Source organism: Gammaproteobacteria bacterium (assembly GCA_036383255.1).
GTDB lineage: Bacteria > Pseudomonadota > Gammaproteobacteria > Natronospirales > REEB76 > DASUBN01.
Genome location: DASVOS010000010.1, coordinates 148,571 through 173,346 on the forward strand (window position 1 = coordinate 148,571; position 24,776 = coordinate 173,346).

The 24,776-nt window shown below is 66.3% G+C and carries 30 protein-coding genes and 1 other RNA gene; 16 read left to right on the forward strand and 15 right to left on the reverse strand.

Annotation, left to right across the window (positions count from 1 at the left end; all coding sequences use genetic code 11):
- Positions 1-67 precede the first annotated feature (67 nt).
- Entirely contained in the window at positions 68-880 is an 813-nt protein-coding gene (locus tag VF651_06635) for an AraC family transcriptional regulator (GenBank protein ID HEX7965377.1), read from the reverse strand.
- Positions 881-1,009: 129 nt separating this feature from the next.
- On the opposite strand from VF651_06635, the gene VF651_06640 reads away from it, so the two are divergent.
- From VF651_06640 to VF651_06650, 3 genes are read left to right on the forward strand one after another with little or no spacing between them, the layout of a single operon-like run.
- On the forward strand, positions 1,010-1,447 hold the full coding sequence (locus VF651_06640; protein HEX7965378.1) for a DUF3830 family protein: 438 nt from the start codon (positions 1,010-1,012) through the stop codon (positions 1,445-1,447).
- A 32-nt stretch (positions 1,448-1,479) separates the two neighbouring features.
- Positions 1,480-2,832, forward strand: a complete 1,353-nt coding sequence (locus VF651_06645) for an alpha/beta hydrolase (protein HEX7965379.1) — start codon at positions 1,480-1,482, stop codon at positions 2,830-2,832.
- Positions 2,833-2,892: 60 nt separating this feature from the next.
- The gene (locus VF651_06650; GenBank protein ID HEX7965380.1) at positions 2,893-3,225 is read left to right on the forward strand and encodes an NIPSNAP family protein; all 333 of its coding nucleotides are present in this window, start codon (positions 2,893-2,895) and stop codon (positions 3,223-3,225) included.
- 435 nt (positions 3,226-3,660) lie between these two features.
- Here the strand turns inward: VF651_06650 and VF651_06655 are convergent, their stop codons facing one another.
- Complete coding sequence (locus tag VF651_06655; protein ID HEX7965381.1) at positions 3,661-3,936, reverse strand: hypothetical protein; 276 nt, start codon at positions 3,934-3,936, stop codon at positions 3,661-3,663.
- A 262-nt stretch (positions 3,937-4,198) separates the two neighbouring features.
- On the opposite strand from VF651_06655, the gene VF651_06660 reads away from it, so the two are divergent.
- On the forward strand, positions 4,199-4,612 hold the full coding sequence (locus VF651_06660) for a DUF3175 domain-containing protein (protein HEX7965382.1): 414 nt from the start codon (positions 4,199-4,201) through the stop codon (positions 4,610-4,612).
- 56 nt (positions 4,613-4,668) lie between these two features.
- Here the strand turns inward: VF651_06660 and rpiA are convergent, their stop codons facing one another.
- The 7 genes from rpiA to VF651_06695 all read right to left on the reverse strand — a co-directional run bounded on the left by rpiA (position 4,669) and on the right by VF651_06695 (position 7,796).
- Positions 4,669-5,328: a ribose-5-phosphate isomerase RpiA gene (gene rpiA / locus VF651_06665; protein ID HEX7965383.1), complete on the reverse strand. Its 660-nt coding sequence runs from the start codon at positions 5,326-5,328 to the stop codon at positions 4,669-4,671.
- Between the two features lie 218 nt (positions 5,329-5,546).
- Positions 5,547-5,723, reverse strand: a complete 177-nt coding sequence (locus VF651_06670) for a hypothetical protein (GenBank protein HEX7965384.1) — start codon at positions 5,721-5,723, stop codon at positions 5,547-5,549.
- A 179-nt stretch (positions 5,724-5,902) separates the two neighbouring features.
- A complete protein-coding gene (locus VF651_06675; GenBank protein HEX7965385.1) occupies positions 5,903-6,370 on the reverse strand; it encodes an EVE domain-containing protein in 468 nt (155 codons plus the stop codon).
- Between the two features lie 17 nt (positions 6,371-6,387).
- On the reverse strand, positions 6,388-6,972 hold the full coding sequence (locus VF651_06680; GenBank protein ID HEX7965386.1) for a 5-formyltetrahydrofolate cyclo-ligase: 585 nt from the start codon (positions 6,970-6,972) through the stop codon (positions 6,388-6,390).
- Between the two features lie 23 nt (positions 6,973-6,995).
- A non-coding RNA gene (ssrS, locus tag VF651_06685) (6S RNA) lies at positions 6,996-7,179 on the reverse strand.
- 84 nt (positions 7,180-7,263) lie between these two features.
- A complete protein-coding gene (locus VF651_06690) occupies positions 7,264-7,566 on the reverse strand; it encodes a cell division protein ZapA (protein ID HEX7965387.1) in 303 nt (100 codons plus the stop codon).
- Positions 7,563-7,796: a TIGR02449 family protein gene (locus VF651_06695; GenBank protein HEX7965388.1), complete on the reverse strand. Its 234-nt coding sequence runs from the start codon at positions 7,794-7,796 to the stop codon at positions 7,563-7,565. Before VF651_06695 ends, VF651_06690 begins: the two co-directional genes overlap by 4 nt.
- 79 nt (positions 7,797-7,875) lie before the next feature.
- Here VF651_06695 and VF651_06700 point away from each other — a divergent pair, with 79 nt between their 5' ends.
- The 4 genes from VF651_06700 to VF651_06715 are packed head-to-tail and all read left to right on the forward strand — an operon-like array spanning position 7,876 to position 12,242.
- Positions 7,876-8,472: a UPF0149 family protein gene (locus tag VF651_06700; protein ID HEX7965389.1), complete on the forward strand. Its 597-nt coding sequence runs from the start codon at positions 7,876-7,878 to the stop codon at positions 8,470-8,472.
- Positions 8,473-8,487: 15 nt separating this feature from the next.
- On the forward strand, positions 8,488-9,801 hold the full coding sequence (gene pepP / locus VF651_06705; GenBank protein ID HEX7965390.1) for a Xaa-Pro aminopeptidase: 1,314 nt from the start codon (positions 8,488-8,490) through the stop codon (positions 9,799-9,801).
- A gap of 6 nt (positions 9,802-9,807) precedes the next feature.
- Positions 9,808-11,040 carry a 2-octaprenyl-6-methoxyphenyl hydroxylase gene (ubiH, locus tag VF651_06710; GenBank protein HEX7965391.1) on the forward strand — a complete coding sequence of 411 codons (1,233 nt, stop codon included), beginning with the start codon at positions 9,808-9,810 and terminating at the stop codon, positions 11,038-11,040.
- Positions 11,037-12,242 (forward strand): UbiH/UbiF/VisC/COQ6 family ubiquinone biosynthesis hydroxylase, encoded by a 1,206-nt coding sequence (locus VF651_06715; protein HEX7965392.1) that lies wholly within the window; start codon positions 11,037-11,039, stop codon positions 12,240-12,242. Before ubiH ends, VF651_06715 begins: the two co-directional genes overlap by 4 nt.
- An 85-nt stretch (positions 12,243-12,327) precedes the next feature.
- Here the strand turns inward: VF651_06715 and VF651_06720 are convergent, their stop codons facing one another.
- The 3 genes from VF651_06720 to ispG all read right to left on the reverse strand — a co-directional run bounded on the left by VF651_06720 (position 12,328) and on the right by ispG (position 14,878).
- Positions 12,328-12,669, reverse strand: coding sequence for a 4a-hydroxytetrahydrobiopterin dehydratase (locus VF651_06720; GenBank protein ID HEX7965393.1), 342 nt, complete (start codon positions 12,667-12,669; stop codon positions 12,328-12,330).
- Positions 12,670-12,696: 27 nt separating this feature from the next.
- Complete coding sequence (gene phhA / locus VF651_06725) at positions 12,697-13,503, reverse strand: phenylalanine 4-monooxygenase (protein HEX7965394.1); 807 nt, start codon at positions 13,501-13,503, stop codon at positions 12,697-12,699.
- 136 nt (positions 13,504-13,639) lie between these two features.
- Positions 13,640-14,878, reverse strand: a complete 1,239-nt coding sequence (ispG, locus tag VF651_06730) for a flavodoxin-dependent (E)-4-hydroxy-3-methylbut-2-enyl-diphosphate synthase (protein HEX7965395.1) — start codon at positions 14,876-14,878, stop codon at positions 13,640-13,642.
- Positions 14,879-14,919: 41 nt separating this feature from the next.
- Here ispG and VF651_06735 point away from each other — a divergent pair, with 41 nt between their 5' ends.
- The 3 genes from VF651_06735 (at position 14,920) to VF651_06745 (ending at position 16,876) form a co-directional block, all read left to right on the forward strand.
- Entirely contained in the window at positions 14,920-15,543 is a 624-nt protein-coding gene (locus VF651_06735) for an alpha/beta fold hydrolase (protein HEX7965396.1), read from the forward strand.
- 179 nt (positions 15,544-15,722) lie between these two features.
- On the forward strand, positions 15,723-16,268 hold the full coding sequence (locus VF651_06740; protein ID HEX7965397.1) for a hypothetical protein: 546 nt from the start codon (positions 15,723-15,725) through the stop codon (positions 16,266-16,268).
- A complete protein-coding gene (locus tag VF651_06745) occupies positions 16,265-16,876 on the forward strand; it encodes a hypothetical protein (GenBank protein ID HEX7965398.1) in 612 nt (203 codons plus the stop codon). The genes VF651_06740 and VF651_06745 overlap by 4 nt, the downstream gene beginning before the upstream one ends.
- Before the next feature lie 6 nt (positions 16,877-16,882).
- Here VF651_06745 and VF651_06750 read toward each other — a convergent pair whose 3' ends face one another.
- The 3 genes from VF651_06750 to mutS form a co-directional block, all read right to left on the reverse strand.
- Positions 16,883-17,170, reverse strand: coding sequence for a DUF1488 family protein (locus VF651_06750; GenBank protein ID HEX7965399.1), 288 nt, complete (start codon positions 17,168-17,170; stop codon positions 16,883-16,885).
- Positions 17,171-17,255: 85 nt separating this feature from the next.
- The gene (locus tag VF651_06755) at positions 17,256-18,872 is read right to left on the reverse strand and encodes an amidohydrolase (protein ID HEX7965400.1); all 1,617 of its coding nucleotides are present in this window, start codon (positions 18,870-18,872) and stop codon (positions 17,256-17,258) included.
- Between the two features lies 1 nt (position 18,873).
- On the reverse strand, positions 18,874-21,435 hold the full coding sequence (gene mutS, locus VF651_06760; protein ID HEX7965401.1) for a DNA mismatch repair protein MutS: 2,562 nt from the start codon (positions 21,433-21,435) through the stop codon (positions 18,874-18,876).
- A gap of 227 nt (positions 21,436-21,662) precedes the next feature.
- On the opposite strand from mutS, the gene VF651_06765 reads away from it, so the two are divergent.
- The 5 genes from VF651_06765 to VF651_06785 form a co-directional block, all read left to right on the forward strand.
- Complete coding sequence (locus VF651_06765) at positions 21,663-22,154, forward strand: nicotinamide-nucleotide amidohydrolase family protein (GenBank protein HEX7965402.1); 492 nt, start codon at positions 21,663-21,665, stop codon at positions 22,152-22,154.
- Positions 22,155-22,274: 120 nt separating this feature from the next.
- Positions 22,275-22,853, forward strand: a complete 579-nt coding sequence (gene thpR / locus VF651_06770; GenBank protein HEX7965403.1) for an RNA 2',3'-cyclic phosphodiesterase — start codon at positions 22,275-22,277, stop codon at positions 22,851-22,853.
- Positions 22,854-22,904: 51 nt separating this feature from the next.
- Positions 22,905-23,924 carry a recombinase RecA gene (gene recA / locus VF651_06775; protein HEX7965404.1) on the forward strand — a complete coding sequence of 340 codons (1,020 nt, stop codon included), beginning with the start codon at positions 22,905-22,907 and terminating at the stop codon, positions 23,922-23,924.
- A gap of 9 nt (positions 23,925-23,933) precedes the next feature.
- Positions 23,934-24,380, forward strand: coding sequence for a recombination regulator RecX (gene recX, locus VF651_06780; protein HEX7965405.1), 447 nt, complete (start codon positions 23,934-23,936; stop codon positions 24,378-24,380).
- 93 nt (positions 24,381-24,473) lie between these two features.
- On the forward strand, positions 24,474-24,776 hold a 303-nt coding region (locus tag VF651_06785), incomplete at its 3' end, for an alanine--tRNA ligase-related protein (protein HEX7965406.1).

Sequence of the window (24,776 nt, forward strand, 5' to 3'; positions counted from 1 at the left end):
AACCAGTTACCGGAGCTGGCCGCGCTTTATTTCGCTGGGTTTAACGATAGTCAGGCAGATCCATAAATCATTTTGTAACGGCCGCCTCCAACGAAGAGAGCGTGGGATTTTTTATCCCCGGTTTAAGCGCGGCCTGCCTGAACTGCGCCCTGTCTTCCCGCACCGCGGACGGCAGACGCCCGAGTATCCGGCGGAAGCTGCGGATCATGTGACTCTGATCGCAGAATCCGGCTTCGGCCGCGATGGATGCATGGGGCAGGGCCGTCTCGCGCAGCAGGCGGGCCGCGCGCTCGACGCGGAAACGGGCGGCGGCATCCATGAGCCCCTCTCCCGCCGCTTGCCGGTAAGCCGTGCCCAGCCAGGAGGAATGCAGCCCCGCCTCGCGCGCGAGCGCGGTGACCTTGCGGGCCGGATCGGCCTTGAGGCGCTGGGTGACATCGCTGAGCCAATCCGGGCGCTTCGCGCCGGGCTCGGAACGCGCGATCTCCAGGAAGCGCCGTAACGCCACCCGCAGCCTCTCCTCGCTCACATCCTGCGCGCAGGCCTGGGCGAGTGCCCGGGATGCGGCACCGGTACGGCCTCCCACCCATCGCAGGACCGGGCCGGCGGGAAGCCGGGCGGATCGGAGCCACGCGGGATCGAACTCGATCTCGATCTGCTCGAAGCCTTCGGGTCCGGCGGTGTTGCGGTGTGCCGCACCGGCGGCATAGAACAGGGCGGACGGCCCGGCGATGAAATCCTCTCCGAGCTCGGTCCGGTTCGAATACGCGCCGATCACGAAGAGCGAGAGCAGGGGCCAGTCATGCGCGTGCTCGGGCACCGAGGCACCGCTTCGGTCGATGATCCTGCTGACGCGGGCTCCGCTGAATCTGTGCAGCATGGCTACAACATAGCACGGGCGAACCGCGGCAAAAGCCGCCGGGAACTGCGCGCAGCACCTTGAAACCGTCCAATACCGCATCCGGCGCCGCGCGCTAGGGTGAGCGCGACCCTGCACCGGATGACACGAATGTCCGCAGAATCGGAGCATCTCACGGCCGCCATCGGCACCGAGCGTTTCACGGCGAAGCTCCAGCACGGACTCGCGCCCCGTTCCTGTGAGCGCCTGATGGCATCGCTGCCGTATGTCGGCAAGGTGATCCATGCCCGCTGGAGCGGCGAGGCACTGTGGTCGCCGCTCGGCGCGGCCTTCCCGCCCGGTTTGCTGCTGCCGCCGGAGCATCCCCGGGGCGAGCCCGCGCCAGGGGAGATACTGCTCTACGCGGGAGAGCTGAGCGAACCCGAACTCCTGGTCGTCTACGGCACCAGCCGCTTCGCCTGCAAGGCCGGCCCGCTCGAGGGTAATCCCGTCCTGCTCATCGAAGAGGGGCTCGAGCGCCTGGCGCGACTCGGCCGCGAGGTGCTGTGGGGCGGGGCGATGGAACTGCGCATCGAGCGCACGCGGTGAACGGCCACGGCTTACTCCGGAGGATGCACACGATGAGACACTCGGCCCCCTATCTGCTGTTGCTGGCCTTGCTCGCGCCTGCCTTCGCCCAGGCCGGCGCGGCCCCGGACTGCCACATCGGCAGCTATCAGCTGGCCGACGGCAGCCGGGTGGACATCGCGCCCTCCGAGGGCGGGACACTGCGCTGGCGGCGCTTCGACGGCACGACGGGCGCCCTGCACCAGCAAGCCGACGGCACCTGGGGCAGCACGCTGGGCTGGACCCGGCACCCCGACGGTGTGTCCGTCACGTTCCCGGATTGCCTGGCCGGGGATATCAGCTTCAGCGGTGTGCGCGGCCGGCGCATGACATTCGAGGTGAAGGACGCGAGCTTCAAGAGCCATGGCGTCAGGCTCGCCGGAAGGCTGGTGATGCCGGCAGGGGCCGGCAAAGTGCCGGTGGTGGTGCTGGTGCACGGTTCGGAACACGATTCCGCCCTCACGGACTATTACCTGCAGCGCATGTTGCCGGCTGAGGGGATCGGCGCCTTCGTGTATGACAAGCGCGGTACCGGGACATCCGGCGGCGAGTACACGCAGGATTTCAGCCTGCTGGCGGACGACGCGGCCGCCGCCGTGCATGAGGCGCGCCGCCTGGCGGGAGTGCGTTTGGGCCGCATCGGCTTCCAGGGAGCCAGCGAGGGCGGCTGGGTCGCGCCCCTGGCCGCGAACCGCATACCGGTGGACTTCGTGATCGTGTGCTTCGGGCTGGCGGTGGATGTGATCGCGGAGGACCAGGAAGGGGTCGAGCTGCAGATGCGCGAGAAGGGCTATCCGCCGGAGGTGATCGCGAAGGCACTCGAAGTGGCGCGCGCGGCGGAGGACGTGTTCGCGAGCGGGTTCACGCGCGGGTTCAAGGAGTTCGACGCGGTGCGGGCGAAGTACCGGGGCGAGCCCTGGTACAAGGACGTGCGCGGGGATTACACCTGGTTCCTGCTGCCCCACTCGGAGCAGGAACTGCGGGCGATGGCGAAGCAATATGATTGGCACACGCCTTTCCATTACGACCCCATGCCCACGCTGCGTGCCGGCAAGACGCCGCAGCTTTGGATAGCCGGGGGCGAGGACTATGAGGCGCCGAGCGCCGAGACCAGCCGCCGCATCAAGTCCCTGATAGGAGAGGGGCGGCCCTTCACCCTGGCCTATTACGCCCATGCAGAACACGGCATGACGCTGTTCGAGACGCAGGCGGACGGCACGCGGGATTCCACCCGGTATGCGCCGGGTTACTTCGCCATGATCCGTGATTTCGCCCGCCTGGGCCGCCTGTCCGGCACCTATGGGGATGCCCAGGTGTCAGGCCCTCCGCCGGGCCCTGTACCTGATGGGAAGACGGAGTCTCCCTGAGCTTGTGCCTGCCCGCGCGCTCTTCCAGTATCTGACCCCATACCCTCACGAGAGCCTGCCATGACCGTGACCTGCCTGATCCGCTACGAGATCGATCCCTTCCAGAAGGAGGCCTTCCGCCGCTACGCCGAGAACTGGGGGCGCATCATCCCCGCCTGTGGCGGCGCGCTGCTGGGTTACTTCCTGCCGCTGGAGGGCACGAACTACGAGGCCTGGGCGCTCATCGGATTCGACAGCCTGGCGGCGTATGAGGCGTACCGGGTGAAGCTCAGGACGGACCCGGAGGCGCAGGCGAACTTCGCCATGGCCCAGAAGGAGCGGTTCATCGTGAGGGAGGAGCGGACGTTCCTGGAGGCAGTGGAGGGGACGCTGCCGAAGGGGTTCAGGAGCTGAAGAACCTGGCTGGTCCGAGCGGCCAGCTGCACCGCCGCTGGAAAACTAAGATTCTGGGTCATGGCATGCCCTGACCCTTCGCCACCTGCCCGGCTACGCTTCCTGCTTCGCCGGCAGCACTGTGCAGGCTATCCTGCCTGCCTGTTCGGCCGCTCACGATATGCCTTCGGCATATGCTTGTGAGGGCGGCCTCACAATGAAAAAGCCCCGCTTTCGCGGGGCTTTTTTGAAGACTAGCGCTTCTTCTTGCCGCCAGCCTTCTTCTTTTTCTTAGCAACCTTCTTCTTTGCTTTCTTCTTGGCCATGGTCGTTCTCCTTCAGTTAGGTTAACTAACGTCTTCCTCCCAACCATGCCGACCCCGGGAGGGCAATCGACAAGGTGACTTATCATAATCTAAAACCCGGCCGACACAACATGCCTTCGGCACGTGTATGTCAGGAGTCGCCTCGCTTGTTTCCGGCTGCCTTCACCTCCGCCAGACACCCAAATCCCCCATGGGCGCTGTTGGCGTAGTGCTTGGAGCTGCGGAAGTAGTACTTATGGGTGCCGGTGTTGAGCCACACGATCTTGTCCAGGGGACAGTGGATCCGGGCGCCGTCCTCGGAGTTGGAGAGATAGACGGTGGGTGGCGGAGCCTTCTTCGCAGCTGCCGCCACGGGGAGGGCCATACCCAGGCATAGGATCAGGGTCGTGATCATCAGTGTGCGCATCGCATGTTTCCTCCCCAGGACGCTGGGAGCATACACCTGTCGAAGTCGGCTTCTTAATCTGGCTGGCGGAAGCCGCCAGCTTCCCCGCTTCGCTTCCTGCTACGTGGGCAGCATAGGGCAGGCTGTCCTGCCTGCCCGTTCGACCGCTTACAACACGCCTGTGGCGTGTGCGTGTGAGGGCGGTCTCACTGTGACTTGGGTCACCGCTTTCCCGCTCCTCCGGGTCTAGCTTGCCGGAATCCATCAGATCCCGAGGTGCACCATGGCCGCACGCAAGAAGCCCCGCAGTCCCGCCCGCCGCAGTTCCCGCCATACCACCCGCCGCGTCACCCGCAAGAAGAAGGCCGCCCGGCGCCCGCGGCGCTGGTCCGCCCGGGTGACCCGCACCAGCCACGCCATGGACACGAAGCCCGGCATCTTCAAGTCCAGCGACCCGGACAAGATCGCCGGCTCGCTGCTCAGGTCCGCCCGCCGCAGCAAGACCCGCAAGACCACGCCCTACCAGTCGGCCATGTCGCTGCTGAACTTCTACGAGAACCGGGGCGGCCGGAACCTAGGCAAGGGCAAGAAGCGGGTGCTGGAACGGGCGAAGGATTCCCTGCGGGAGAAGGCGGGACGGGCCAAGGGGAAGAAGAAGGCCTTGAGCCGCACGCGCCGGCGTTCGCGCAGCCGTTAGAGCAGGAAGATCGAAGCCACCGATCCGGACTGGATTACCGGCGGCACCCCGCCGCTTCAGCGTTTGATGGTCTCGACCCTGTCTTCATAGGCGATCAGCAGCACATCGGCGGGCCTTCTGGCGAAGATGCCCACGCACACCACCCCGGCGAGGGCGCCGATCTCGGCTTCCATCTTGGGCGGGTCCAGGATCTTGAGGTTGTGCACGTCGAGGATGTGGTTGCCGTTGTCGGTGGTGAAGCCCTGGCGCCACTCCGGTTGGCCGCCGAGCTTCACGAGCTGCCGGGCCACATAGCTCCTGGCCATGGGGATCACTTCCACCGGCAGGGGGAATGCCCCCAGCACGTCCTTGAGCTTGGTGTCGTCGGCGATGCAGACGAAGCGCTTGGACGCCGCCGCCACGATCTTCTCGCGGGTGAGGGCGCCGCCGCCGCCCTTGATGAGCTGCAGGTGGCGGTTGGCCTCGTCGGCCCCGTCCACGTACACGGAGATATCGCCGGCGCTGTTGAGGTCCAGCACCGGGATGCCGAGCGCCTTCAGGCGCTGGGTGCTGGCTTCGGAGCTGGAGACGGCGCCTTCGAGGCGGCCCTTGATGGGACCCAAGGCGTCTATGAAGTGGTTGACGGTGGAACCGGTGCCGACGCCGACGATGCGGGCGTCATCCAGGTAGGCGAGGGCGGCTTGGGCGGCCCGTTTCTTGCGTTCATCGGCGCTCATCGTGAACCTCTAGTCAGGTGCAATAAGACTACCTGAAACGATGGATTTTGACCCTCGGGCGAGGCGCCGAGGGCCGAGTGAGCGGAGCGTACTCTAGTACGTGAGCATCGCGAGAGCCCGAAGGCAACGAAGCCCGGGGGCAAAAGACACGTTTCAGGGACAAAAAAATAGGCCGGCAATGAGCCGGCCTATTCTTTGTAAGTAGCCTTTCGGGCTAGTTACATAGGCATCATTGCTGCCTTTCTACGGCGCTTCTTGCCGCCCTTCTTCTTGGCGCGGCGCTTCTTGCCGCCAGCCTTCTTCTTGGCGCGGCGCTTTTTGCCGCCAGCCTTCTTGGTGGCCTTCTTCTTGCGTTTGGCAGCAACCTTGGTCTTCATCTTTGCTTTCTTAGCCATGATTGTGATCCTCCCGGTTAAAGATAGATATATATCTGTCTTAACACGCTCCTGAGTATATACAAGAAAAAATAAATTTCCAGTTTTCAACAGAAGAATCTTGACCGCTCAACATGCGTGTGCATCGTGCATCGATCGCGCGAAATGCATCCGCGAGCGCGCATCGGGAGCGCGCAGCGTCACTTCGCGTGCGCCAACTTGAGGATCGCGTTCCACTCCGCCGGCGTCACCGCGGTGATGGAGAGACGGTTGCCGCGGCGCAGTATCTGCAGCGTCTTGAGAGCGGCGGAACCCCGCAATTCCTGCAGCAAAACCGGGTGTTTGAAGGTCTCCTTGAGCGTCACGTCCACCGCGTACCAGCGCGGGCTCTCGCGCGTGCTCTTGGGGTCGTGGTACTCGTCCTTGGGGTCGAACTGGGTGGCATCCGGGTGCGCGGCGCCGCTCACCTCCATCACGCCGTAGATGCCGGGCTCGGGGCAGCTGGAGTGATAGAAGAACGCCAGATCTTTTTTTTGGAAATCGTCCCGCAGGAGGTTCCGCACCTGGTAGTTGCGCACGCCGGTCCAGCTCGCGGTGCGCTTGGGTGACTCGGCGAGATGCTCGATGCCGAACACATCCGGTTCCGATTTCATGAGCCAGTAGTTCATGCGGTCCTTCGGGCGTCTTAGAGGGGTGAGAAGGGGTAAAACTGTTGCTCTGTCGCAACGCCATGCAGCGGCACGTCCCAGGATTCGGCGCCGAGCGCGTCCACCTTCTGGCAGTCGTAGGCGTAGCCGATGAGCAGCGGACGCGGCGCCTGCATGCGCTTCAGGAAGCCGAAGGTGCGGTCGTAGAAGCCGGCGCCCATGCCGAGGCGGTTGCCTTCGAGGTCGAAGCCGACGAGCGGCGTCACCACCAGGTCCATGTCCTTGGCCATGCGGCCACCCTCGGCGGACACGGGTTCAGGGATGCCGAAGCGGTTGGTGGCGAGCTGCGAGTCCGGCAGGTAGAGACGGAAGGACATGGGCCCTTCCTTCGGCGGCAGCACCGGCAGGTACACCTCGCGGCCGTCGCTGCGGGCGCGCATCACGAACGGCGTGGGATCCAGCTCGCCGTCCATGGCGAGGTACACCGCGATGCGGCGCGCGTCGCGGTAGGCGGGGCTTCCGCAGAGGGTGAGGGCGGCGGCCACGGAGGCCAGGCGGCGCGCCTCGGGCGTGAGCGCGCGGCGGTCGGCGCGCAACTGCCGGCGCAGCGCGTCGCGCGTCATGCCGGCAGCGGGGGGAATGAGGGGTACCTTCCGCATGTGCCGTTATAGGCCATTCCCTTGAACCGGAGGTCCAAGTGGGACGAGCGGGGACGCTTTAGGCTTTCCACTGCGAGGTGGACATGCACACCGACATCACCAGACCCTATCCCGGGGTATTGAATTAGGCTCAAGGGGTTACCCGGCCCGTATCGAACACCGCAGAAGATACCGAGGATTAACATGCGCCCGTTTAGGACCGCTTTCAAGCTTGACAGGTCGTGCCGTAAAGGCAGCCGGGAGGCCGCGGACGGTCTAGTGATGAGCGCCTAAAGCGCCCGCGAGGGCATCGTTGAGGATGCGGATGCGGCCCAGCATGCGCTCGTCCGCCTTCAGGCTGGTGTTGCGGCCCTGGAGCATGTCGTTGCAGACGTTCAGGGCGGCCATCACGGCGATGCGGTCCATGCCCACCACCTTCCCGCTGTCCCGGATCTCGCGCATCTTGCGGTTGAGCATCTCGGCGGACTCCAGGAGCGCCTCGCGCTCTTCCTCCGGGCAGGCCACCTGATATTCCTTGTCCAGGAGCCGCACCGTGACGCGCTGCAGGTCGTCGTTCATGCGCTCTCCTCCAGGGACTTGAGGCGGGAGATCATGGCTTCCACGCGGCCGCGCACCTCGTCGTTCTTGGCGAGGAGGTTGGCGCGCTCGGTGGTCAGGGATTCCAGCCGCTCCCGCAGGGAGTGGTTCTCGCCATCCAGCTTGCCGACCTTGCCGACCAGCTCCTGGACGCGGGTCTCGAGGCGCTTGAGTTCCTGGTCGAGGAGGGCGCGGGCTTTTTCTGTGCTCATGGCGGGCGAATATAGGCAGAACACCGATGCCGGTCAACGCATATGAGAGTGGGAGGCGCCCGGCGCGGGGGTGTACGATATGCACAGCCTCCAAGCCCGCACGGGACGCATGTCCGCCACCGATTTCCACGACCTCGACGAGAGCCTGCGGCGCGCCGGCGCTGCCTGCGACGCGCCCGAGTCCCACGGCATGCTGTGCGGCGCGCTCTGCGCCGGGGTGGACGAGGCCGGCGACTGGCTGGACCAGCTCCTGGACCAGGCGAACGGCCCGGAGGAGGCGCAGGAGGCCTGTCGGCGCCTGCTCAGTGACCTCTGCGATGACACCCGCAAGCGCCTGCGCGCCGGCGCGCTGGAGTTCGCGCCGCTCCTGCCCGATGACGAGACGGGCCTCGCGGACCGCACCGACGCCCTGGGCGAGTGGTGCCAGGGTTTCCTGTTCGGCATGGGGCTCGCGGGCGACGCGCTCAAGCTGGACGGGCTCAGCCCGGAGACGGGCGAGGTGCTGAAGGACATGAACGAGATCGCCCAGGCCGGCTTCGAGGGCGAGGACAGCGACGAGGACGAGACCGCCTACGCCGAGATCGTGGAATACGTGCGGGTGGGCGTGCAGTTGCTCTACGAAGAGTTACAGCCCGTCCCGCCGTCCACCATGCCGGCATCCGAGACTTTGCACTAGGAGCCGGACCGCGCGATGCAGCAGCCAGAGTTCGCCCGCCGCCGCAAGGACCTCATGCGCATGATGGGGCGCGGCGCCATCGCCATCGTGCCCGCCGCCCGCGAGAAGATCCGCAACCGCGACAGCCACTACCCTTTCCGCCAGGACTCGGACTTCCACTACCTCACGGGCTTCCCCGAGCCGGACGCGGTGGCGGTGCTGGTGCCGGGGCGGGACCACGCGGAGTACATCCTGTTCTGCCGGGACCGGGACCCGGTGATGGAGACCTGGAACGGCCGGCGCGCCGGTCCCGAGGGCGCCACCCGGACCTACGGCGCGGACGACGCCTTCCCGGTGGGCGACATCGACGAGATCCTGCCGCACCTCATGGAGAACTGCGACCGGGTGTTCTACACCATGGGCGCCTCCCCCGAGTTCGACAAGCACGTGATCGCCTGGGTGAACCAGCTCAAGGCCCAGAATCGCCAGGGCATCCACCCGCCCCAGGAGTTCGTGGCGCTGGACCACCTCTTGCACGACATGCGTCTCTACAAGAGCAAGGCGGAAGCGGAGGCCATGCGCGCGGCCGCGCGGGTCTCGGTGTCCGCCCATGAGCGCGCCATGCGCGCCTGCCGCCCCGGCATGAACGAGGGCGAGCTGGAGGCGGAGTTCCTGCACGAGTTCCGCCGCCACGGCGGCACCGCCGCCTACAACCCCATCGTGGGCGGCGGCGAGAACGGCTGCATCCTGCACTACAACGAGAACAACCAGCCGCTCCGTGACGGCGACCTGGTGCTGATCGACGCCGCCTGCGAGCTGGACTGCTACGCCTCGGACATCACTCGCACCTTCCCGGTGAACGGACGCTACTCGCCGGAGCAGCGCGCGGTGTACGACCTGGTGCTGAAGTCGCAGCTCGCCGCCATCGACAAGGCGCGCCCGGGCGAGCACTGGAACGCGCCCCACGAGGAGGCGGTGAAGGTGCTGACGGCGGGCCTCGTGAAGCTGGAGCTCCTGAAGGGCTCCGTGTCCAAGCTCATCAAGGACGAGGCCTACAAGACCTTCTACATGCACCGCACCGGCCACTGGCTGGGGCTCGACGTGCACGACGTGGGCGACTACAAGGTGGGCGACGAGTGGCGCGAGCTGGAGCCCGGCATGGTGCTGACGGTGGAGCCCGGCCTCTACATCGCCCCCGGCACCAAGGGCGTGCCGAAGCGCTTCCAGGGCATCGGCGTGCGCATCGAGGACGACGTGCTGGTGACCAAGGGCGCGCCGGACGTGCTGACGGGCGCATTGGTGAAGGACGCGGACGAGATCGAGACGCTGATGCAGCGGCGGCTTCTGTAAGCGGCCATGCCTGCCCAACCCCAGACTGAATTCGACCTGCTGATCGTGGGCGGCGGCCTCGTCGGGGCCAGCCTCGCCGCGGCGCTTGCACCGCTGCCATTGAAGCTCGCGGTGGTGGAAGCAGCACCTTTCGGCAGCCGCGGCCAGCCGAGCTTCGACGACCGCATCACCGCCCTCGCGGAGGGCAGCCGCCGCATCTATCAGGCCATGGGCGTGTGGCCCGGCCTCGCGCCGGAGGCGGCACCCATCCGCCGCATCCACGTCTCGGACAAGGGGCGCCTCGGCGCCACGCGCCTCAGCGCCGACGAGGCGAGGGTGGAGGCCCTGGGCTGGGTGACGCCGAACCGGCTCATAGGCAAGGCGCTCATGGAGTTCATCGCTAGCCGGGACAACATCCGCCTGCTGGCGCCGGCCAAGCTCAAGTCCTTCAGCGCGGAAGCTGACCACGTGCAGGCCGAGATCGAAGCGGAGCAGCCCCTCACCGCCAGGGCACGGCTATTGATCGCGGCGGACGGCGCCCAATCGGAAATCCGCGCGAAGCTCGGCGTCGCCGCCGACCGCACGGATTACGCCCAGACCGCCATCGTCTGCAACGTACGGGTGGAACGGCCCGAGCCTGAGACCGCGTTCGAGCGTTTCGCCGACAGCGGTCCCATGGCGCTCTTGCCCATGGGCGGCGACAAGTACGGGTTCGTGTGGGTCACGGATACAGCGGCTGCGCCGGCCATCCTGGGCCTCGAAGATACCGACTTCGGGAGCCAAGCGGCGGCGGGATTCGGCGGACGCTTCGGTAAGTTCCTGCAAGTGGGCAAGCGGGCGAGTTACCCCTTGAGCATGGTGCGCGCCCAGTCCCAGCAGGCGCCGCGCACGCTCATCATCGGCAATGCCGCCCATGCGCTGCATCCCGTCGCGGCACAGGGTTTCAACCTCTCGCTACGGGACGTGGCCATGCTCGCCGAGGTGGTGGCGGACGCGCACCGAGGCGGTGAAGACATCGGCGCGCCGGAAGTGCTCTCGCGTTACGTGGACGCGCGTGGCGGAGACCAGAAGGGCACAGCGCTGTTCGCGGACATCCTGAATCGCGTGTTCGCCAACCCGCTCACCACCGTCGCCTTCGGCCGCAATGCCGGCCTCCTGGCCATGGAACTCATGCCCGCAGTGCGCGGTACGTTCCTCAAGCACAACATGGGTCTCGCGGGGCGCCTGCCGAGGCTGGCTCGCGGGTTGCCGCTGACATGAAGTTTGATTGCGATGTCGCCATTGTCGGCGGCGGCGTGGTGGGCGCGGCGCTCGCCTGCGCGCTGGCGGATGCCGGCTTCTCCCTGGCGGTGATCGATGCCCAATCGCCGGCACCCTACGACCCCAAGGGCGAGGTGGACCTGCGTGTGTTCGCCCTCTCGGCGGCGAGCCGGCGCATCCTGACGGCGCTGGGCGCCTGGGAGGCGGTGGCGGCAGCGCGTGTCTCGCCCTACCGGCAGATGCAGGTGTGGGACGCGGGCGGCAAGGGCAGCATCCACTTCGACTGCGCGGACCTGGGTGAGCCGGAACTCGGCTACATCGTGGAGAACTCGCTGCTGCAGCATGCACTCTGGGCGCGGTTGCAGCAGCACCCGGCGGTGAAGCTCCTGCATCCGGCCCGGGCCGAGGCGCTCAAGCTCGAGGACGCGGGCGCGACGCTGGATCTCGACCACGGGCGGCGCCTGCGCGCGCGCCTGGTGGTGGCGGCGGACGGCGCGGCATCCGCGACGCGCGCGCTGGCCGGCATCGAGGTGCAGAACGAACCCTACGGCCAGCGCGCGGTGGTGGCTAATGTGCGCACCGAGCGGGCCCATCAAGACACGGCCTGGCAGCGCTTCCTGCCCACCGGGCCTCTCGCGTTCCTGCCGCTCGCGGACGGACGCTGCTCGATCGTCTGGTCGGCGGACGAGGCGGAAGCGGCGCGCCTCCTGGCGCTGGACGACGCCGGCTTCTGCGCCGCGCTCACCCAGGCGAGCGAGTCGCGCCTGGGGGCCGTGACCGCCGCCACCCGCCGGGTGGCGTTCCCGCTGCAGCGGCTGCATGCCCGGGAGTACGTGCGGGAGCGCTTCGCGCTCGCCGGGGACGCGGCGCATGCCCTGCATCCGCTCGCGGGTCAGGGCGTGAACCTGGGATTGCTCGACGCGGCGGCGCTCGCGCAGGTTCTGACGGACGCGGAGCGCAAAGGGCGCGACATCGGTGATCTTGGAGTGCTCCGGCGCTACGAACGCTGGCGCAAGGGCGACAATCTCGCGATGATCTTCGCGCTAGACGGGTTTAAACGGCTTTTCAGCAGCGATATCGCGGGTATGGCTGTGCTGCGGAACGCAGGATTGCGTGCTGTAGACCGTTTTACGCCGCTTAAACACGCATTTGTGCGCCGCGCCATGGGTTTGACGGGCGATTTGCCGGTTTTGGCGCGCTGAAACGCGTTTTAAACGCCCTTGAGAGGCGATTTTGGGCAAAAGAAAGCCCGCCTAAGCGGGCTTCTTGATGAGAACTGCTCTCAGCTCACTTCTTGCCGAGCAACTTGTCCACCTTGGCGGCGCAGATGAAGTCGTTCTCGGAGAGGCCTCCGATGGCGTGGGTGGTGTAGCGCACCAGACAGTGGTTGAAGCCCACTTCCAGGTCCGGATGGTGGCCCTCCTGCTGGGCGATCCAGGCCACGGCGTTCACGAACATCATGGTCCCCTGGAAACCCTTGAACTTGAAGTCCTTGCGGAGCTCCTTGGCGTCCGGAGTCAGGGTCCAGTCCGGGGCGATCTTCTTCAGGTAGCGCTCGGATTCTTCCTTGGTCAGGGGGCTGATGCCGCCCTCGCAGGGGACGCAATGCTTCTCGGCTAGTTCGGTCATGGAAATCCTCGGATTCTTGTTGTCAGGTCAGGCCCAAGAAACCTTCTTCTCGGCCGGGGGAAAGGTGGGCGCGTGCATGCCGAGCTTCTCGGCCTCGCGGATCAGGGCGAACAGGTCCTTGTGCGCCAGGTCGAACATGTCCTGCAGGCTGTCGATGATGAAGTACACGCTCTGGAAGATGTCGATGCGGTAGGGCGTGCGCAGGGCGTCGATGGGGTCGAAGCGCTTGCGCTGGGGCTTGGGGCTGTCGATGGAGTAGGGCGTCTCGCCGTAGGAGGAGACGATGCCCGCGCCATAGGTCTTGAGGCCTTTCGCCGTGTTGATCAGGCCGAACTCCACCGTGAACCAGTAGAGCCGCGCCAGCTTCACGTGGTCTTCCTTGCGCGCCTGCACGCCGGCCTTGCCGTAGGCGTGGGTGAACTCGGCGAAGCGCGGGTCCGTGAGCAGCGGCGTGTGGCCGAAGATCTCATGGAAGATGTCCGGCTCCTGCAGGTAATCCATCTCCTCGCGGGAGCGGATGAAGGAAGCAGCGGGGAACTTCTTGTCCGCCAGCAGCTGGAAGAACTGGCCGAAGGGGATGAGCGCCGGCACCGCCGCCACTTCCCAGCCGGTGTGCTTCTTCAGCACCTCGGAGACTTCCTTGCACTGGGGGATGCGGTCCTGGGGGAACTTCATCACGTCCAGCGCCGCCAGGTACTCGGGGCAGGCGTACTTCTGGACGATGGGCATCTGGCGGGTGATGAGGTCGTGCCAGACCTCGTGCTCCGCGTCGGTGTAGGCGATGTAGCCGGAGGCATCCGGCTCCTTCGCGACATATTTTGAAGACTTGCCCATTCGAGTCGGCCTTAGTCCTTGCTGGCATGCCAAGAGGCGCAGATTTTATCAGGCGGCCTGGCTGGGACCGCTATCCCTTATATATAGACCCTTGCCGGGGGATAAAAGTCAGGCATTCTACGTAAGGGAGATGCGCTCAATTCCGGGCTGGATAGTGGGTTCTGACGTAATCGTCCACTATCTTCTGGAAATCTGCCGATATCGTATCACCCTTCAAAGTGATGCTTTTTTCGCCATCCACATAGACCGGGGCCACCGGCCGCTCTCCGGTGCCTGGGAGGCTGATGCCGATGTTGGCGTGCTTGCTCTCGCCGGGACCGTTCACCACGCAGCCCATGACGGCGACCTGCATGGTCTCGACCCCTTCATATGATTTCTTCCACTCCGGCATCTGGTGGCGGATGTAGCTCTGGATGTCCTGGGCGAGCTGCTGGAAGTAGGTGCTGGTGGTGCGGCCACAGCCGGGACACGCGGCCACCAGCGGCAGGAACGCACGCAGGCCCAGGGTCTGGAGGATCTCCTGGGCCACGATCACCTCGCGGCTGCGGTCGCCGCCGGGCTCCGGCGTGAGGGACACGCGGATGGTGTCGCCGATGCCCTGCTGCAGGAGCACCGCGAGCGCCGCGGTGGAGGCGACGATGCCCTTGCTGCCCATGCCGGCTTCCGTGAGCCCCAGGTGCAGCGGGTAGTCACAGCGCGCGGCGAGGCGCGTGTACACATCTATCAAGTCCTGCACGCCGCTCATCTTGCAGGAGAGGATGATCCGGTCGTGCGGCAGGCCCAGCTCCTCGGCGCGCCCGGCGGAGAGGAGCGCGGAGGCCACCATAGCCTCGTGCAGCACGTCCTTGGTGTCCTTCGGCGCGACGCTACCCGCGTTCTCGTCCATCATGCGCGTGAGCAGGTCCTGGTCCAGGCTCCCCCAGTTCACGCCGATGCGCACGGCCTTGCCGTACTTCAGTGCAACTTCGATCATCTCGGCGAACTGCGGGTCGCGCCGGGAGCCCTTGCCCACGTTGCCGGGGTTGATGCGGTACTTGGCCAGCGCCTCGGCGCAGGCCGGGTGCGCCTTGAGGAGCTTGTGGCCGTTGAAGTGGAAGTCGCCCACCAAGGGCACGCGTATACCCGTGGCTTCCAGGCGCTCGCGGATGTGGGGCACCGCGGCGGCAGCCTCGTCGGTGTTAACGGTGATGCGCACCAGCTCCGAGCCCGCCCGCGCCAGCTCCGCCACCTGCTGGGTGGTGGCGGTGACGTCGGCGGTGTCGGTGTTGGTCATGGACTGCACCACGATGGGCGCGTCGCCGCCCACCTGCACGGTGCCGACCCTGACCGGCACGCTGCGCCGGCGGGGGGAAAGGAGAGAGGAAGGACTCTTCATGGGGGCGTAAATGATACCGGAGCGGCCGGTATCATGGCCTCATGGCTGAAACAGTCGTATTCATCCACGGCTTATATATGGTCGGTTTAGAGCTGGCCTTGCTGCGCCGCCGTGTGGCGCGGGGCGGCTTCGAGACCCGCCAGTTCAGCTACCGGTCTGTGAGCCGCGGACCGGCCCAGAACGCCCAAGCTCTGGGAGCCTATCTGCAGGCCATCCGCGCGGAGCGACTGCACCTCGTGGCCCACAGCCTCGGAGGACTCGTGATCCTGCGCATGTTCGAGCAGGGCGTGGCGCTGCCGCCGGGACGGGTGGTGTTCATGGGCTCACCGGTGAGGGGCAGCCGCGCCGCCGCCTACCTGACCCAGAAGGGCCTGCACTGGGCCATCGGCAAGGCCGGTCCGGGTGGGCTGGCGGCGAGGCACGAACCCCGATGGACGGAACCCAGGGAGCTGGGCGTGATCGCCGGCACCCATGAGTTCGCCATCAACCCCATGAACTTCGGTCTCACTTCGCCCCATGACGGGATGGTGGAAGTCGCCGAGACACACATCGAGGGCGCCAAGGACACGGCGACGATCCACTCCAACCACACGGGCATGCTATTCACGCGGGAGTTGGCGCGGCAGGTGACGGCGTTCCTGCGAGAGGGGATGTTCCTCCGCTGATCGCCGGTGTTGGACGCGCCATGGTGCGCTCTCGGCGCGGGCTTGCCGGATCTCGGCTCATTGCGCGGTACCGCGTGGACAATTTCGCACCACCGAAGAAGTGAGAACTGCGTCACGCTCGGTGTTATGTTCAGCCAGTAACTTACCCGTCACTTTGATAGGGATTTCTGGGGACCAATATGCGTAAGTCATTTGCATTGGCATGCCTGGCCATGCTCAGCCTCGCCGGCTGCGCCAGCAACAGCATCGGGCCGGAACGGGACATCAATGACCCGACCAACTCGCTGGTGTTCGCCTACGTGGACATGGGCGATGCGCCCACCGAGCTCGAGAGCGCGAGCCTCAAGCCCCAGGGCGAGGAGGGGTACTGGACCATGGGCGTGGAGGACGGGCTGATGAGCCAGCAGTACCTGCCGCCGGGTTCCTACCAGCTCGCGAGCCTGTCGGGCTCGAGCTTCCTGCACGGCGCGGTGGTGTACAACTTCCCGGCCTACGGGCGCAACGAGGCCTCGGTGCGCATCCAGAAACCCGGCATCTACTTCCTGGGCTCGTTCAAGTACAAGGACGTGGAGACCGGCATGTTCGAGGCCGGCAAGTTCGACATCGAGCGGGTGAAGTCACCGACGGAACTGGAGCTCCTCGGCCGGCTGCTGAAGCAGGATTGGGTGAAGGGTACCCAATGGGAAGCGCGCATCCGCGCGCGCATGGCGGAGCTGCACAAATGAGAGCGCTGCGCTGGCTGCTCGTGCTGGCGCCGCTGCTCGCGGCCTGCGTGCCGGAGAGCAGCATCAAGCCGGTGGACCAGCCGGCGGCGCTGGAGTCGGGCCAAGTGGTGCTGGTGGGCAAGGTGGAGCTGCATCCCGCGCTCAAGCCGGGCGAGCAGAAGCTGGGGGATTCCTACCGGGAGTTCGCCGACGAGGCGCTCCTGGTGGTGGATGCCGGACCCAGGCCGGTATACGAGTTCAACCGCGGCGACCTCAAGAATCGCATCGACGCGCCCTTCGGCAAGCTGTTCTACGTGCAGGCGCCGGCGGAGCCCTTCTACATCCTCAAGGGCTGGGTGGTGATGAACGCCGAGGTGAAGGTGATGGGTCCCAACGAGGTCCCGCCCGATCCCGCCGCGCCGCTGGAAGGCATGTTCCGCGTGGACGTGCGCCCCGGCGACAAGGCGGTGTACATCGGCACGATCCAGTATTACCGGGACGAGTTCTTCTCCACCGAGAAGGTGGTGGTGAGGGACGACTACGCCGCCGCTAGCAAAGAGTTCCAGAAGCGCTTCGGCGGCCTCACGCTGCGCAAGTCGCTGGCGGCGCCGGTATCACAGGATGAATGAACGCCGCTAACGGCCCGCGAAGGTCTTGGCGTCCTCCTGGCCGATGATCACGGCTCCGTCGACGCGCTCCGGCCGGGTGGACAGCAGGAAGCTGGCCATGGCGGCGATGGTGTCCTGGTTGTCGGTGAAGATGTCCATGATGGGCCTGACGGGGTCCTTGAACTGGGACTTCAGGGCTGCGCCAGTGATGACGCACTGCACCTTCGCGCCATCCATATAGACGTTGAACTCCACGCCGTCCTGGTTGGGGGTCAGCGCATGTTCGTCGGTGTGGACTTCGATCTGCGTGGTCATGGCCGGGATCCTCCTTGGCGACGGCACCAAGGTATCCCGCTGGCCGGGCAGCCACATTGACCTAGTCAGCTCCGGCGGATGTCCCTCAGCGGGGCCAGGTGAAGCCCGGGGCGACATACAGGGGGTCGCCCTCCAAGAGGGTCAGTAGCACGCGGGTCTTGTGTATGGACATGACATCCACCTTGAAGAGGTCCTGGTCCAGCACCACCAGGTCGGCGGCCTTGCCTGCTTCGATGGTCCCATCGACTGCATCCTCCCGTACCGCCCAGGCGGCATCCCGCGTGTAGGCCGCGATGGCCTGCGCCACGCCGATGCGTTGCTCCGGTTGCGGCGCAGGCTGGCCGCCGTCCAGCGGCTGGCGGGTCACTGCGTACTGGATGCCATCGAGGGGCGACAGCGTCTCCTGGGGCCAGTCGCTGCCCAGGGTCACGCGCCCGCCGGCAGCGCGCACGCTGCCCATGGGATACATCCACTTCGCACGCTCCGGGCCCAAGGCCTGCTGGGCCGGCAGGAAAGGCTCGTCACCGGGCTGGAACCAGAGGGATGTGAAGTTCCCGGTGACGCCGAGCTTGCCGAAGCGCGGGAGGTCCGCCGGGTCCACCACGCCCAAGTGCGCGATCTGGTCGCGGCGGTCCGCCGCGCCGTCCTTCTGCATGGCGTGTTCGATGGCATCGAGGCCTGCACGCACGGCGGCATCGCCCATGGCGTGCATGTGGATGAGGAAGCCTGCGGCGTCGAGTCTCTGCACGATCGCGTCCAGCAGGTCCTGCGGGATGGTGGGGCCGCGCTCGTCAGGCGCATCGGCATAGGCCACGAGCATCGAGGCGGTGTGCTCACTCAGCTCGCCGTCTAGGAAGAGCTTGGCGGCTTCGGCACGGAAGCGCTTGCCGCGCATTCGTTCCCGCTGCTTCAACAGTGCATCTACTTGTCCCGGTCCCTGCGCCGGGTCCACAGGCTGGGTGGCCGTCACGCGCAGGGTGAGTTCACCCGCCAGGTCCGCAGCGTGATAGGCCTGCACCATGTCGGGCGTGGCGGCGGCATCGAACACGGAGGTGATGCCGAGGCTGTTGGCGAGGGCGCTGACGCGCTTCAACGCCTCGCGGTAGTCGGCCGGGCTGGGCGGCGGCACCTTGCTGCGCACGCGGGTGGTGTCATCGCCCTTCAGGATGCCTGCGCCCTTCGGATCGAGGCCGCCGGAGGCGAGCGCCTTGGAGTTCGCCCAGGCGGTGAAGCCGTCCGTGGTACGGATGAAGGTGGGACGGTCCGTCACCCAGGCGTCGAGCGTGGCACGGTCGAGACCCTTGCCGAGCGCGTCCGGCACGCCGTTGCAGAACACCCAGGCGTGCGTCGCGGAAGCTTCCGCCTTCACGCGGGCCTCGAGTTCCTGCAGGGATTTGGCACCGCTGAGGTCGCACTGCAGCATCCGCATGCCGCCGGACAGGGGATGGATGTGCGCGTCGTGGAAGCCCGGCAACACCATGGCACCGTGCAGATCGACGACGCGCGCGCCTTCCAGGTAAGGCTTCAATCCCGATTCATCACCTACGTAGGCGATGTGGCCGGCGCGGATGACTACAGCGCTGGCCCGGGGCTGCTTGTCGTTGAGCGTGTAGACGGCGCCGTCGCGCAGGATGAGATCACCGGGAGCTGCGTGGGCAGTGGCCGTGAGCAACACCAGGAGGAGTGCCGCGGCGAGGCGCATGTCAGAGCTTCTTGAGCTGGTAGAGGAGTTCCAGCGCTTCCTTGGGCGAGAGCTTGTCCGGGTCCACGGACTTTAGCTTCTCCTCTACGGCAGAAGGCGCTGCGGTGAACAGGCCTTGCTGCTGGGGCTGCAGCTGCCCCTTGGGTTGGCGCTGGGCGGACTCGAGGCGCACGAGATACTCACGGGCCTGCGTGATCACCTGCTTGGGGATGCCGGCCAGCGCTGCCACCTGCAGACCGTAGCTCCGGTCCGCCGGGCCTTCCTTCACCGCGTGCAGGAACACGAGCTCGTGGGCGTGCTCGGTGGCATCCAGGTGCACGTTCGCGATGCCCGGTATCAGCTCCGGCAGCGCCGTGAGCTCGAAGTAATGGGTGGCGAAGAGCGTGAACGCGCGCAGGTTGCGCGCGATGTGGCTCGCGGCGGCCCAGGCCAGGGACATGCCGTCGTAGGTGCTGGTGCCGCGGCCGATCTCGTCCATGAGCACAAGGCTGTGGTCTGTAGCGTTGTTCAGGATGTTCGCAGTCTCCACCATCTCCACCATGAAGGTGGAGCGCCCGCCGGCGAGGTCGTCCGAGGCGCCGATGCGGGTGAAGATGCGGTCCAGCGGGCCGATGACGGCTTTGGCCGCTGGCACGAAGCTGCCGATGTGCGCGAGTATCGCGATGAGCGCCGTCTGGCGCATGTAGGTGGACTTGCCGCCCATGTTCGGGCCGGTGATGACCAGCATGCGGCGGGCGTCGTCGAGCCTGAGGTCGTTGGGCACGAAGGGCGTGTCGATGACCTGCTCCACCACTAAGTGCCGGCCGCCTTCGATGCGAAGCTCGGGTTTATCGGTGAGCTCCGGCGCCGCGAGGCGCAGGCTCACGGCCCGCTCGGCCAGGTTCGCCACCACGTCCAGTGTCGCCAGCGCCGTGGCGGTGCGCTGCAGGTCCGCGAGGCGTTCGATCAGCTTGTCCAGCAGCGCGTCGTAGAGCTGTCGCTCCCGGGCCAGGGAACGCTCCTGCGCCGAGAGGGCCTTGTCCTCGAAAGCCTTCAGCTCCGGCGTGATGTAGCGCTCGACGCCCTTCAGGGTCTGGCGGCGGATGTAGTCCGCCGGGACCTTGTCCGCGTGGGTGCGGCCCACCTCTATATAGAAGCCGTGGACCCGGTTGTAGTTCACCTTGAGGGTCGCGATGCCGCTACGCAGTTTCTCGCGGTTCTCCAGGTCCGTGAGGAAGGCATCGGCGTCGCGGTTGATGTGGCGCAGCTCGTCCAGTTCCGCGTCGTAGCCTTCCGCGAAGATGCCGCCCTCCCGGGCCAGGGCCGGTGGGTTCTCCACCAGGGCTTTCTTCAACAGTTCGTGCAGGTCCGGGTGCTGGCCCAGCGCCTGGCTCAACTCTCTAAGGAGGGGTGTGTCCAGTCCGGCAAGGGACGTGCGCAGGGCAGGGAGCTCGCCCAAGGTGTAGCGCAGCTGGCCGAGATCCCGGGGCCGGGCGGACTTCAGAGCCACCCGGGCCAGGATGCGCTCCACGTCGCCGATGCCGTTCAGCCGCTCCTGCAGGGGTTCGTAGCGGCGCTGTTCCATGAGCGTGGCGACGCAGTGGTAGCGCTGCTGGAGGAGCGCGTGGTCCCGGAGCGGGCGGTTGAGCCAGCGGCGCAGGAGGCGCGAGCCCATGGGCGTGACGCTACGGTCCATGACGCCGGCGAGGGTGAACTCATGGCGGCCCACCAGGCTCGTCTCGAGTTCGAGGTTGCGGCGGGTGGCGGCATCCAATATGAGCGCGTCGTCGCGCCGCTCCACCGTGAGGCCCGTGAGGTGCGGCAGCGCCGTGCGCTGGGTCTCCTGCACGTATTGCAGGAGCGCGCCGGCGGCGGTGACGGCGGCATCGAGCCCCTCGGCGCCGAAGCCGGCCAGGTCGCGGGTGCGGAACTGGGCCGTGAGCAGGCGCGCGGCGGTCTCGATGTCGAAATGCCAGGGCGGCCGCGGCCGCCCACCATTTCGTTGCTGGGCGGCCCTGGGCAGCAGTGCGTCCTCGGCGTAGAGCAGCTCCGCCGGGCGCAGCCGCTCCAACTCGCCCAATAAAGCCTCTTCGCCGGCGAGTTCCAATATCGTGAAGCGGCCCGAACCCAAGTCCAGTGCGGCGAGACCGTAATGCGGATTGCCGGCATGCACCGCCGCCAGCAGGTTGTCGCGGCGCTCTTCCAAGAGCGCTTCGTCCGTGACGGTGCCGGGCGTGACGATGCGCACCACCTTGCGCTCCACGGGGCCCTTGGAAGTGGCCGGGTCGCCGATCTGTTCACAGATCGCTACAGATTCCCCAAGCCTCACCAGCTTGGCGAGGTAGTTGTCCAGCTGGTGATAGGGCACCCCCGCCATGGGGATGGGCGAGCCGCCGGACTGGCCGCGCTGCGTCAGCGTGATGTCCATGAGCCGCGCGGCCTTGCGCGCGTCGTCGTAGAAGAGCTCATAGAAGTCGCCCATGCGGTAGAACACCAGCACGTCCGGGTGCTCGGACTTCACGCGCAGGTACTGGCGCATGACCGGCGTGTGGTCGGCGAAGGCGTTGTCGGCGGTCTGGTTCATGGGCTTCCCGGGGGAAGGGCGATGCTAGCAGGGTGACGCAAGAATGGCTTGCACCCTGCTGGTGCGTCCATGGATGGACGCGTCGAAAATCGAACACGTAAGTGTTTGATTTTCGGAGCGAGCCGCAGGCCGATCCTGCGGCGAAGCGAGTGCAAAATGCCAGGGAAGGCATTTTGCATCAAGCTATCGGCGCGTCCAATCGCGGCAGGCAATGCTAATCTGCCGCCATGGATGTCAGCGACGAGACCTTGAAAAGACTGGCCCAGGAAGTGGGGGAACGGCTCGGGTCCCGCAAGCTCAGCGTGGCGGCGGCGGAATCCTGCACCGGCGGCTGGATCGGCAAGGTGCTGACGGACGTCTCCGGGAGTTCCGGCTGGTTCGAACGCGGCTTCGTCACCTATAGCAATGAATCCAAGGTGGCGATGCTGGGGGTGCGGCAGGCCTCGTTGGACGCCTACGGCGCCGTGTCCGAGGTGGTGGCGCGGGAGATGGCGGAGGGCGCCTGCCACTGGAGCCGGGCCCAGGTGTCGGTGGCGGTGACGGGCATCGCCGGACCCAACGGCGGCAGCCTGGAGAAGCCGGTGGGGACGGTGTGGATCGCCTGGCGCTGGCCTGATGGAAAAGTGACCAGCCAGCATTGCTTGTTCCAAGGTGACCGGGAGTCAGTGCGGCGCCGGTCCGTGAAAGCGGCCCTGGAGGCCTTGCGGGACGGGCTATAGCCAAGACAACTGGAAATCTTTACAGTATTTCCTTGACATCGGCCGACTACTGTATAAACTTACAGGTACCGGCAAATCCCTGGGTACTTCCCGTACCACTGCCGGTGCGGGCCGCGAGAGATGCATCAGCAGTCTCCCAAAAGCACCCAAGTCCAGGCGCCTGCCGCCTCCCGGCTGTTCTTCGCCCTCTGGCCCTCCGACGCCACCCGCGACGCCATATATAAGGCGAGCCGCGAGACGGTCGAGGCGGCCGACGGCAAGCCGGTGCCCGCCGCCAATTTCCACATGACCCTGGTGTTCCTGGGCTCCGTCGCCCAGGACGCGCTCCCGCTGGTGCAGAGCATCGCCGCCTCGGTGCAGGGCGACTCCCTGCGCGTGGAGCTCGACCGCTACGGCTACTGGGAGCACCCGCAGGTGCTCTGGTGCGGCGCAAGCCGCGTGCTGCCCGCCGCCGCGAACCTCGCGGCGAGCCTGCGCGAGCGCCTCATGGCTGCGGGCTTCCGTCCCGATCCCAAGCCCTTCGTCCCGCACGTGACGCTGGCGCGCAAGGTGCGCCGCCCCGGCGCGCTCGGCGCCTTCGGCCCGGTGACGTGGGAGACCTCCGATTTCGCGCTGGTGAATTCCGTCACCGGCATCCACGGCAGTGAATACACCCCGCTCGCGACGTATGCCCTCGGCGCGCGCAGGGCTGTGAAATAATGGGCAGGAGCTAGGGACATGAACGCGAACCTGAAGGTGGTACCGATGGCGATGGACGACAACCGCAAGAAGGCGCTGGCGGCGGCGCTGGGCCAGATCGAGAAGCAGTTCGGCAAGGGCTCGGTGATGCGCCTCGGCGACCACGCCGCCACCCGCGAGATCGAGACCGTCTCCACCGGTTCCCTCACCCTGGACCTCGCCCTCGGCGTCGGCGGTCTGCCGCGCGGCCGCGTGGTGGAGATCTACGGCCCGGAATCCTCGGGCAAGACCACGCTCACCCTGCAGGTGATCGCCGAGATCCAGAAGAAGGGCGGCACCGCCGCCTTCATCGACGCGGAGCACGCGCTCGACCCGGTCTATGCCGGCAAGCTCGGTGTGAAGGTGGAAGACCTGCTCATCTCCCAGCCGGACACCGGCGAACAGGCCCTCGAGATCGCCGACATGCTGGTGCGTTCCGCCGCGGTGGACGTGGTGGTGGTGGACTCGGTCGCCGCGCTGACCCCGAAGGCCGAGATCGAGGGCGAGATGGGCGACCAGCACATGGGCCTGCAGGCGCGCCTCATGTCCCAGGCGCTGCGCAAGCTCACCGCCAACATCAAGCGCTCCAACACCTTGGTCATCTTCATCAACCAGATCCGCATGAAGATCGGCGTCATGTTCGGCAATCCGGAAACCACGACCGGAGGCAATGCACTGAAGTTCTACGCATCCGTGCGCATCGACATCCGCCGCATTGGCGCAATCAAGAAGGGCGAGGAAGTGGTCGGCAGCGAAACCCGCGCCAAAGTGGTCAAGAACAAGGTGGCGCCGCCGTTCCGGCAGGCGGAGTTCGACATCCTCTACGGCGCGGGCATTTCCCTCGAAGGCGAAATCATCGAGCTGGGCGTGCTCTACAACATCATCGAGAAATCCGGTGCCTGGTACAGTTATGGCAAGGAACGCATCGGCCAGGGCAAGGACAACACCCGCGAATTCCTAAAGGAACATCCGGAGATGGCAAAGGAAATCGAGAACAAGATTCGCGCCCACGTGGCCGAAAAGCCGCTGGCCCAGATCCTGGAAGTGGAGTAACGCCCCGAATTGCCTGCGCCGCCCCAGACCCTGCGCGCGCGCGCGCTGAAAGCCCTGGCGCGGCGCGAACATTCCCGGCAGGAACTGCAGCAGAAACTGCTGCCCTTCGCCGAGGACCCGGAGCAGATCGAGCCCCTGCTCGACGACCTGGAAAAACGCGGCTGGCTGTCGGAAGCGCGCTTCGTGGAGCAACTGACCACGGTGCGCAGGCGCCGTTTCGGGGCCGCGCGCATCGTCCATGAGTTGCGTGAAAAAGGCGTATCCGCCGCCGCGATCGCTGCCGCACAATCCCAGTTGAAGGACAGTGAGGTCGCCGCCGCGCGCGCCGTCTGGAAGAAGAAGTTCGGCAAGCGGCCGGCAAACCTGGAGGAGCGGGCCAGGCAGGCGCGATTCCTCGCCAGCCGGGGGTTTTCAGCCGAGGCCGTGCACAAGGTCCTGGGCCGCGACGAGCAGTAGCCCATTCGCCACTGCAAATGCAATAATTGGTAACACAATGGGCCGAACCCCGGGTTCGGCCGCTTTTTTTCGACTCCTCCGGTTATGCGTGCAATGAACAGCAACGAGATCCGTACCCGCTTCCTTGAATATTTCAGGAAACAAGGCCACACCATCGTGGCTTCCAGCCCGCTGGTCCCCGGCAATGACCCCACCCTGTTATTCACCAATGCGGGCATGGTCCAGTTCAAGGATGTGTTCCTCGGCCAGGACAAGCGTGCTTTCGTGCGGGCGACCACGTCGCAGCGCTGCGTGCGCGCGGGCGGCAAGCACAATGACCTGGAGAACGTCGGCTATACCGCACGCCACCACACCTTTTTCGAGATGCTGGGCAATTTCAGTTTCGGCGACTATTTC

Bases quoted from the DNA above. Each gene is read 5' to 3' on its own strand.
- VF651_06635 (HEX7965377.1), bottom strand. From the start codon at position 880: ATGCTGCACAGATTCAGCGGAGCCCGCGTCAGCAGGATCATCGACCGA.
- VF651_06640 (HEX7965378.1), top strand. From the start codon at position 1,010: ATGTCCGCAGAATCGGAGCATCTCACGGCCGCCATCGGCACCGAGCGT.
- VF651_06645 (HEX7965379.1), top strand. From the start codon at position 1,480: ATGAGACACTCGGCCCCCTATCTGCTGTTGCTGGCCTTGCTCGCGCCT.
- VF651_06650 (HEX7965380.1), top strand. From the start codon at position 2,893: ATGACCGTGACCTGCCTGATCCGCTACGAGATCGATCCCTTCCAGAAG.
- VF651_06655 (HEX7965381.1), bottom strand. From the start codon at position 3,936: ATGCGCACACTGATGATCACGACCCTGATCCTATGCCTGGGTATGGCC.
- VF651_06660 (HEX7965382.1), top strand. From the start codon at position 4,199: ATGGCCGCACGCAAGAAGCCCCGCAGTCCCGCCCGCCGCAGTTCCCGC.
- rpiA (HEX7965383.1), bottom strand. From the start codon at position 5,328: ATGAGCGCCGATGAACGCAAGAAACGGGCCGCCCAAGCCGCCCTCGCC.
- VF651_06670 (HEX7965384.1), bottom strand. From the start codon at position 5,723: ATGGCTAAGAAAGCAAAGATGAAGACCAAGGTTGCTGCCAAACGCAAG.
- VF651_06675 (HEX7965385.1), bottom strand. From the start codon at position 6,370: ATGAACTACTGGCTCATGAAATCGGAACCGGATGTGTTCGGCATCGAG.
- VF651_06680 (HEX7965386.1), bottom strand. From the start codon at position 6,972: ATGACGCGCGACGCGCTGCGCCGGCAGTTGCGCGCCGACCGCCGCGCG.
- VF651_06690 (HEX7965387.1), bottom strand. From the start codon at position 7,566: ATGAACGACGACCTGCAGCGCGTCACGGTGCGGCTCCTGGACAAGGAA.
- VF651_06695 (HEX7965388.1), bottom strand. From the start codon at position 7,796: ATGAGCACAGAAAAAGCCCGCGCCCTCCTCGACCAGGAACTCAAGCGC.
- VF651_06700 (HEX7965389.1), top strand. From the start codon at position 7,876: ATGCACAGCCTCCAAGCCCGCACGGGACGCATGTCCGCCACCGATTTC.
- pepP (HEX7965390.1), top strand. From the start codon at position 8,488: ATGCAGCAGCCAGAGTTCGCCCGCCGCCGCAAGGACCTCATGCGCATG.
- ubiH (HEX7965391.1), top strand. From the start codon at position 9,808: ATGCCTGCCCAACCCCAGACTGAATTCGACCTGCTGATCGTGGGCGGC.
- VF651_06715 (HEX7965392.1), top strand. From the start codon at position 11,037: ATGAAGTTTGATTGCGATGTCGCCATTGTCGGCGGCGGCGTGGTGGGC.
- VF651_06720 (HEX7965393.1), bottom strand. From the start codon at position 12,669: ATGACCGAACTAGCCGAGAAGCATTGCGTCCCCTGCGAGGGCGGCATC.
- phhA (HEX7965394.1), bottom strand. From the start codon at position 13,503: ATGGGCAAGTCTTCAAAATATGTCGCGAAGGAGCCGGATGCCTCCGGC.
- ispG (HEX7965395.1), bottom strand. From the start codon at position 14,878: ATGAAGAGTCCTTCCTCTCTCCTTTCCCCCCGCCGGCGCAGCGTGCCG.
- VF651_06735 (HEX7965396.1), top strand. From the start codon at position 14,920: ATGGCTGAAACAGTCGTATTCATCCACGGCTTATATATGGTCGGTTTA.
- VF651_06740 (HEX7965397.1), top strand. From the start codon at position 15,723: ATGCGTAAGTCATTTGCATTGGCATGCCTGGCCATGCTCAGCCTCGCC.
- VF651_06745 (HEX7965398.1), top strand. From the start codon at position 16,265: ATGAGAGCGCTGCGCTGGCTGCTCGTGCTGGCGCCGCTGCTCGCGGCC.
- VF651_06750 (HEX7965399.1), bottom strand. From the start codon at position 17,170: ATGACCACGCAGATCGAAGTCCACACCGACGAACATGCGCTGACCCCC.
- VF651_06755 (HEX7965400.1), bottom strand. From the start codon at position 18,872: ATGCGCCTCGCCGCGGCACTCCTCCTGGTGTTGCTCACGGCCACTGCC.
- mutS (HEX7965401.1), bottom strand. From the start codon at position 21,435: ATGAACCAGACCGCCGACAACGCCTTCGCCGACCACACGCCGGTCATG.
- VF651_06765 (HEX7965402.1), top strand. From the start codon at position 21,663: ATGGATGTCAGCGACGAGACCTTGAAAAGACTGGCCCAGGAAGTGGGG.
- thpR (HEX7965403.1), top strand. From the start codon at position 22,275: ATGCATCAGCAGTCTCCCAAAAGCACCCAAGTCCAGGCGCCTGCCGCC.
- recA (HEX7965404.1), top strand. From the start codon at position 22,905: ATGGACGACAACCGCAAGAAGGCGCTGGCGGCGGCGCTGGGCCAGATC.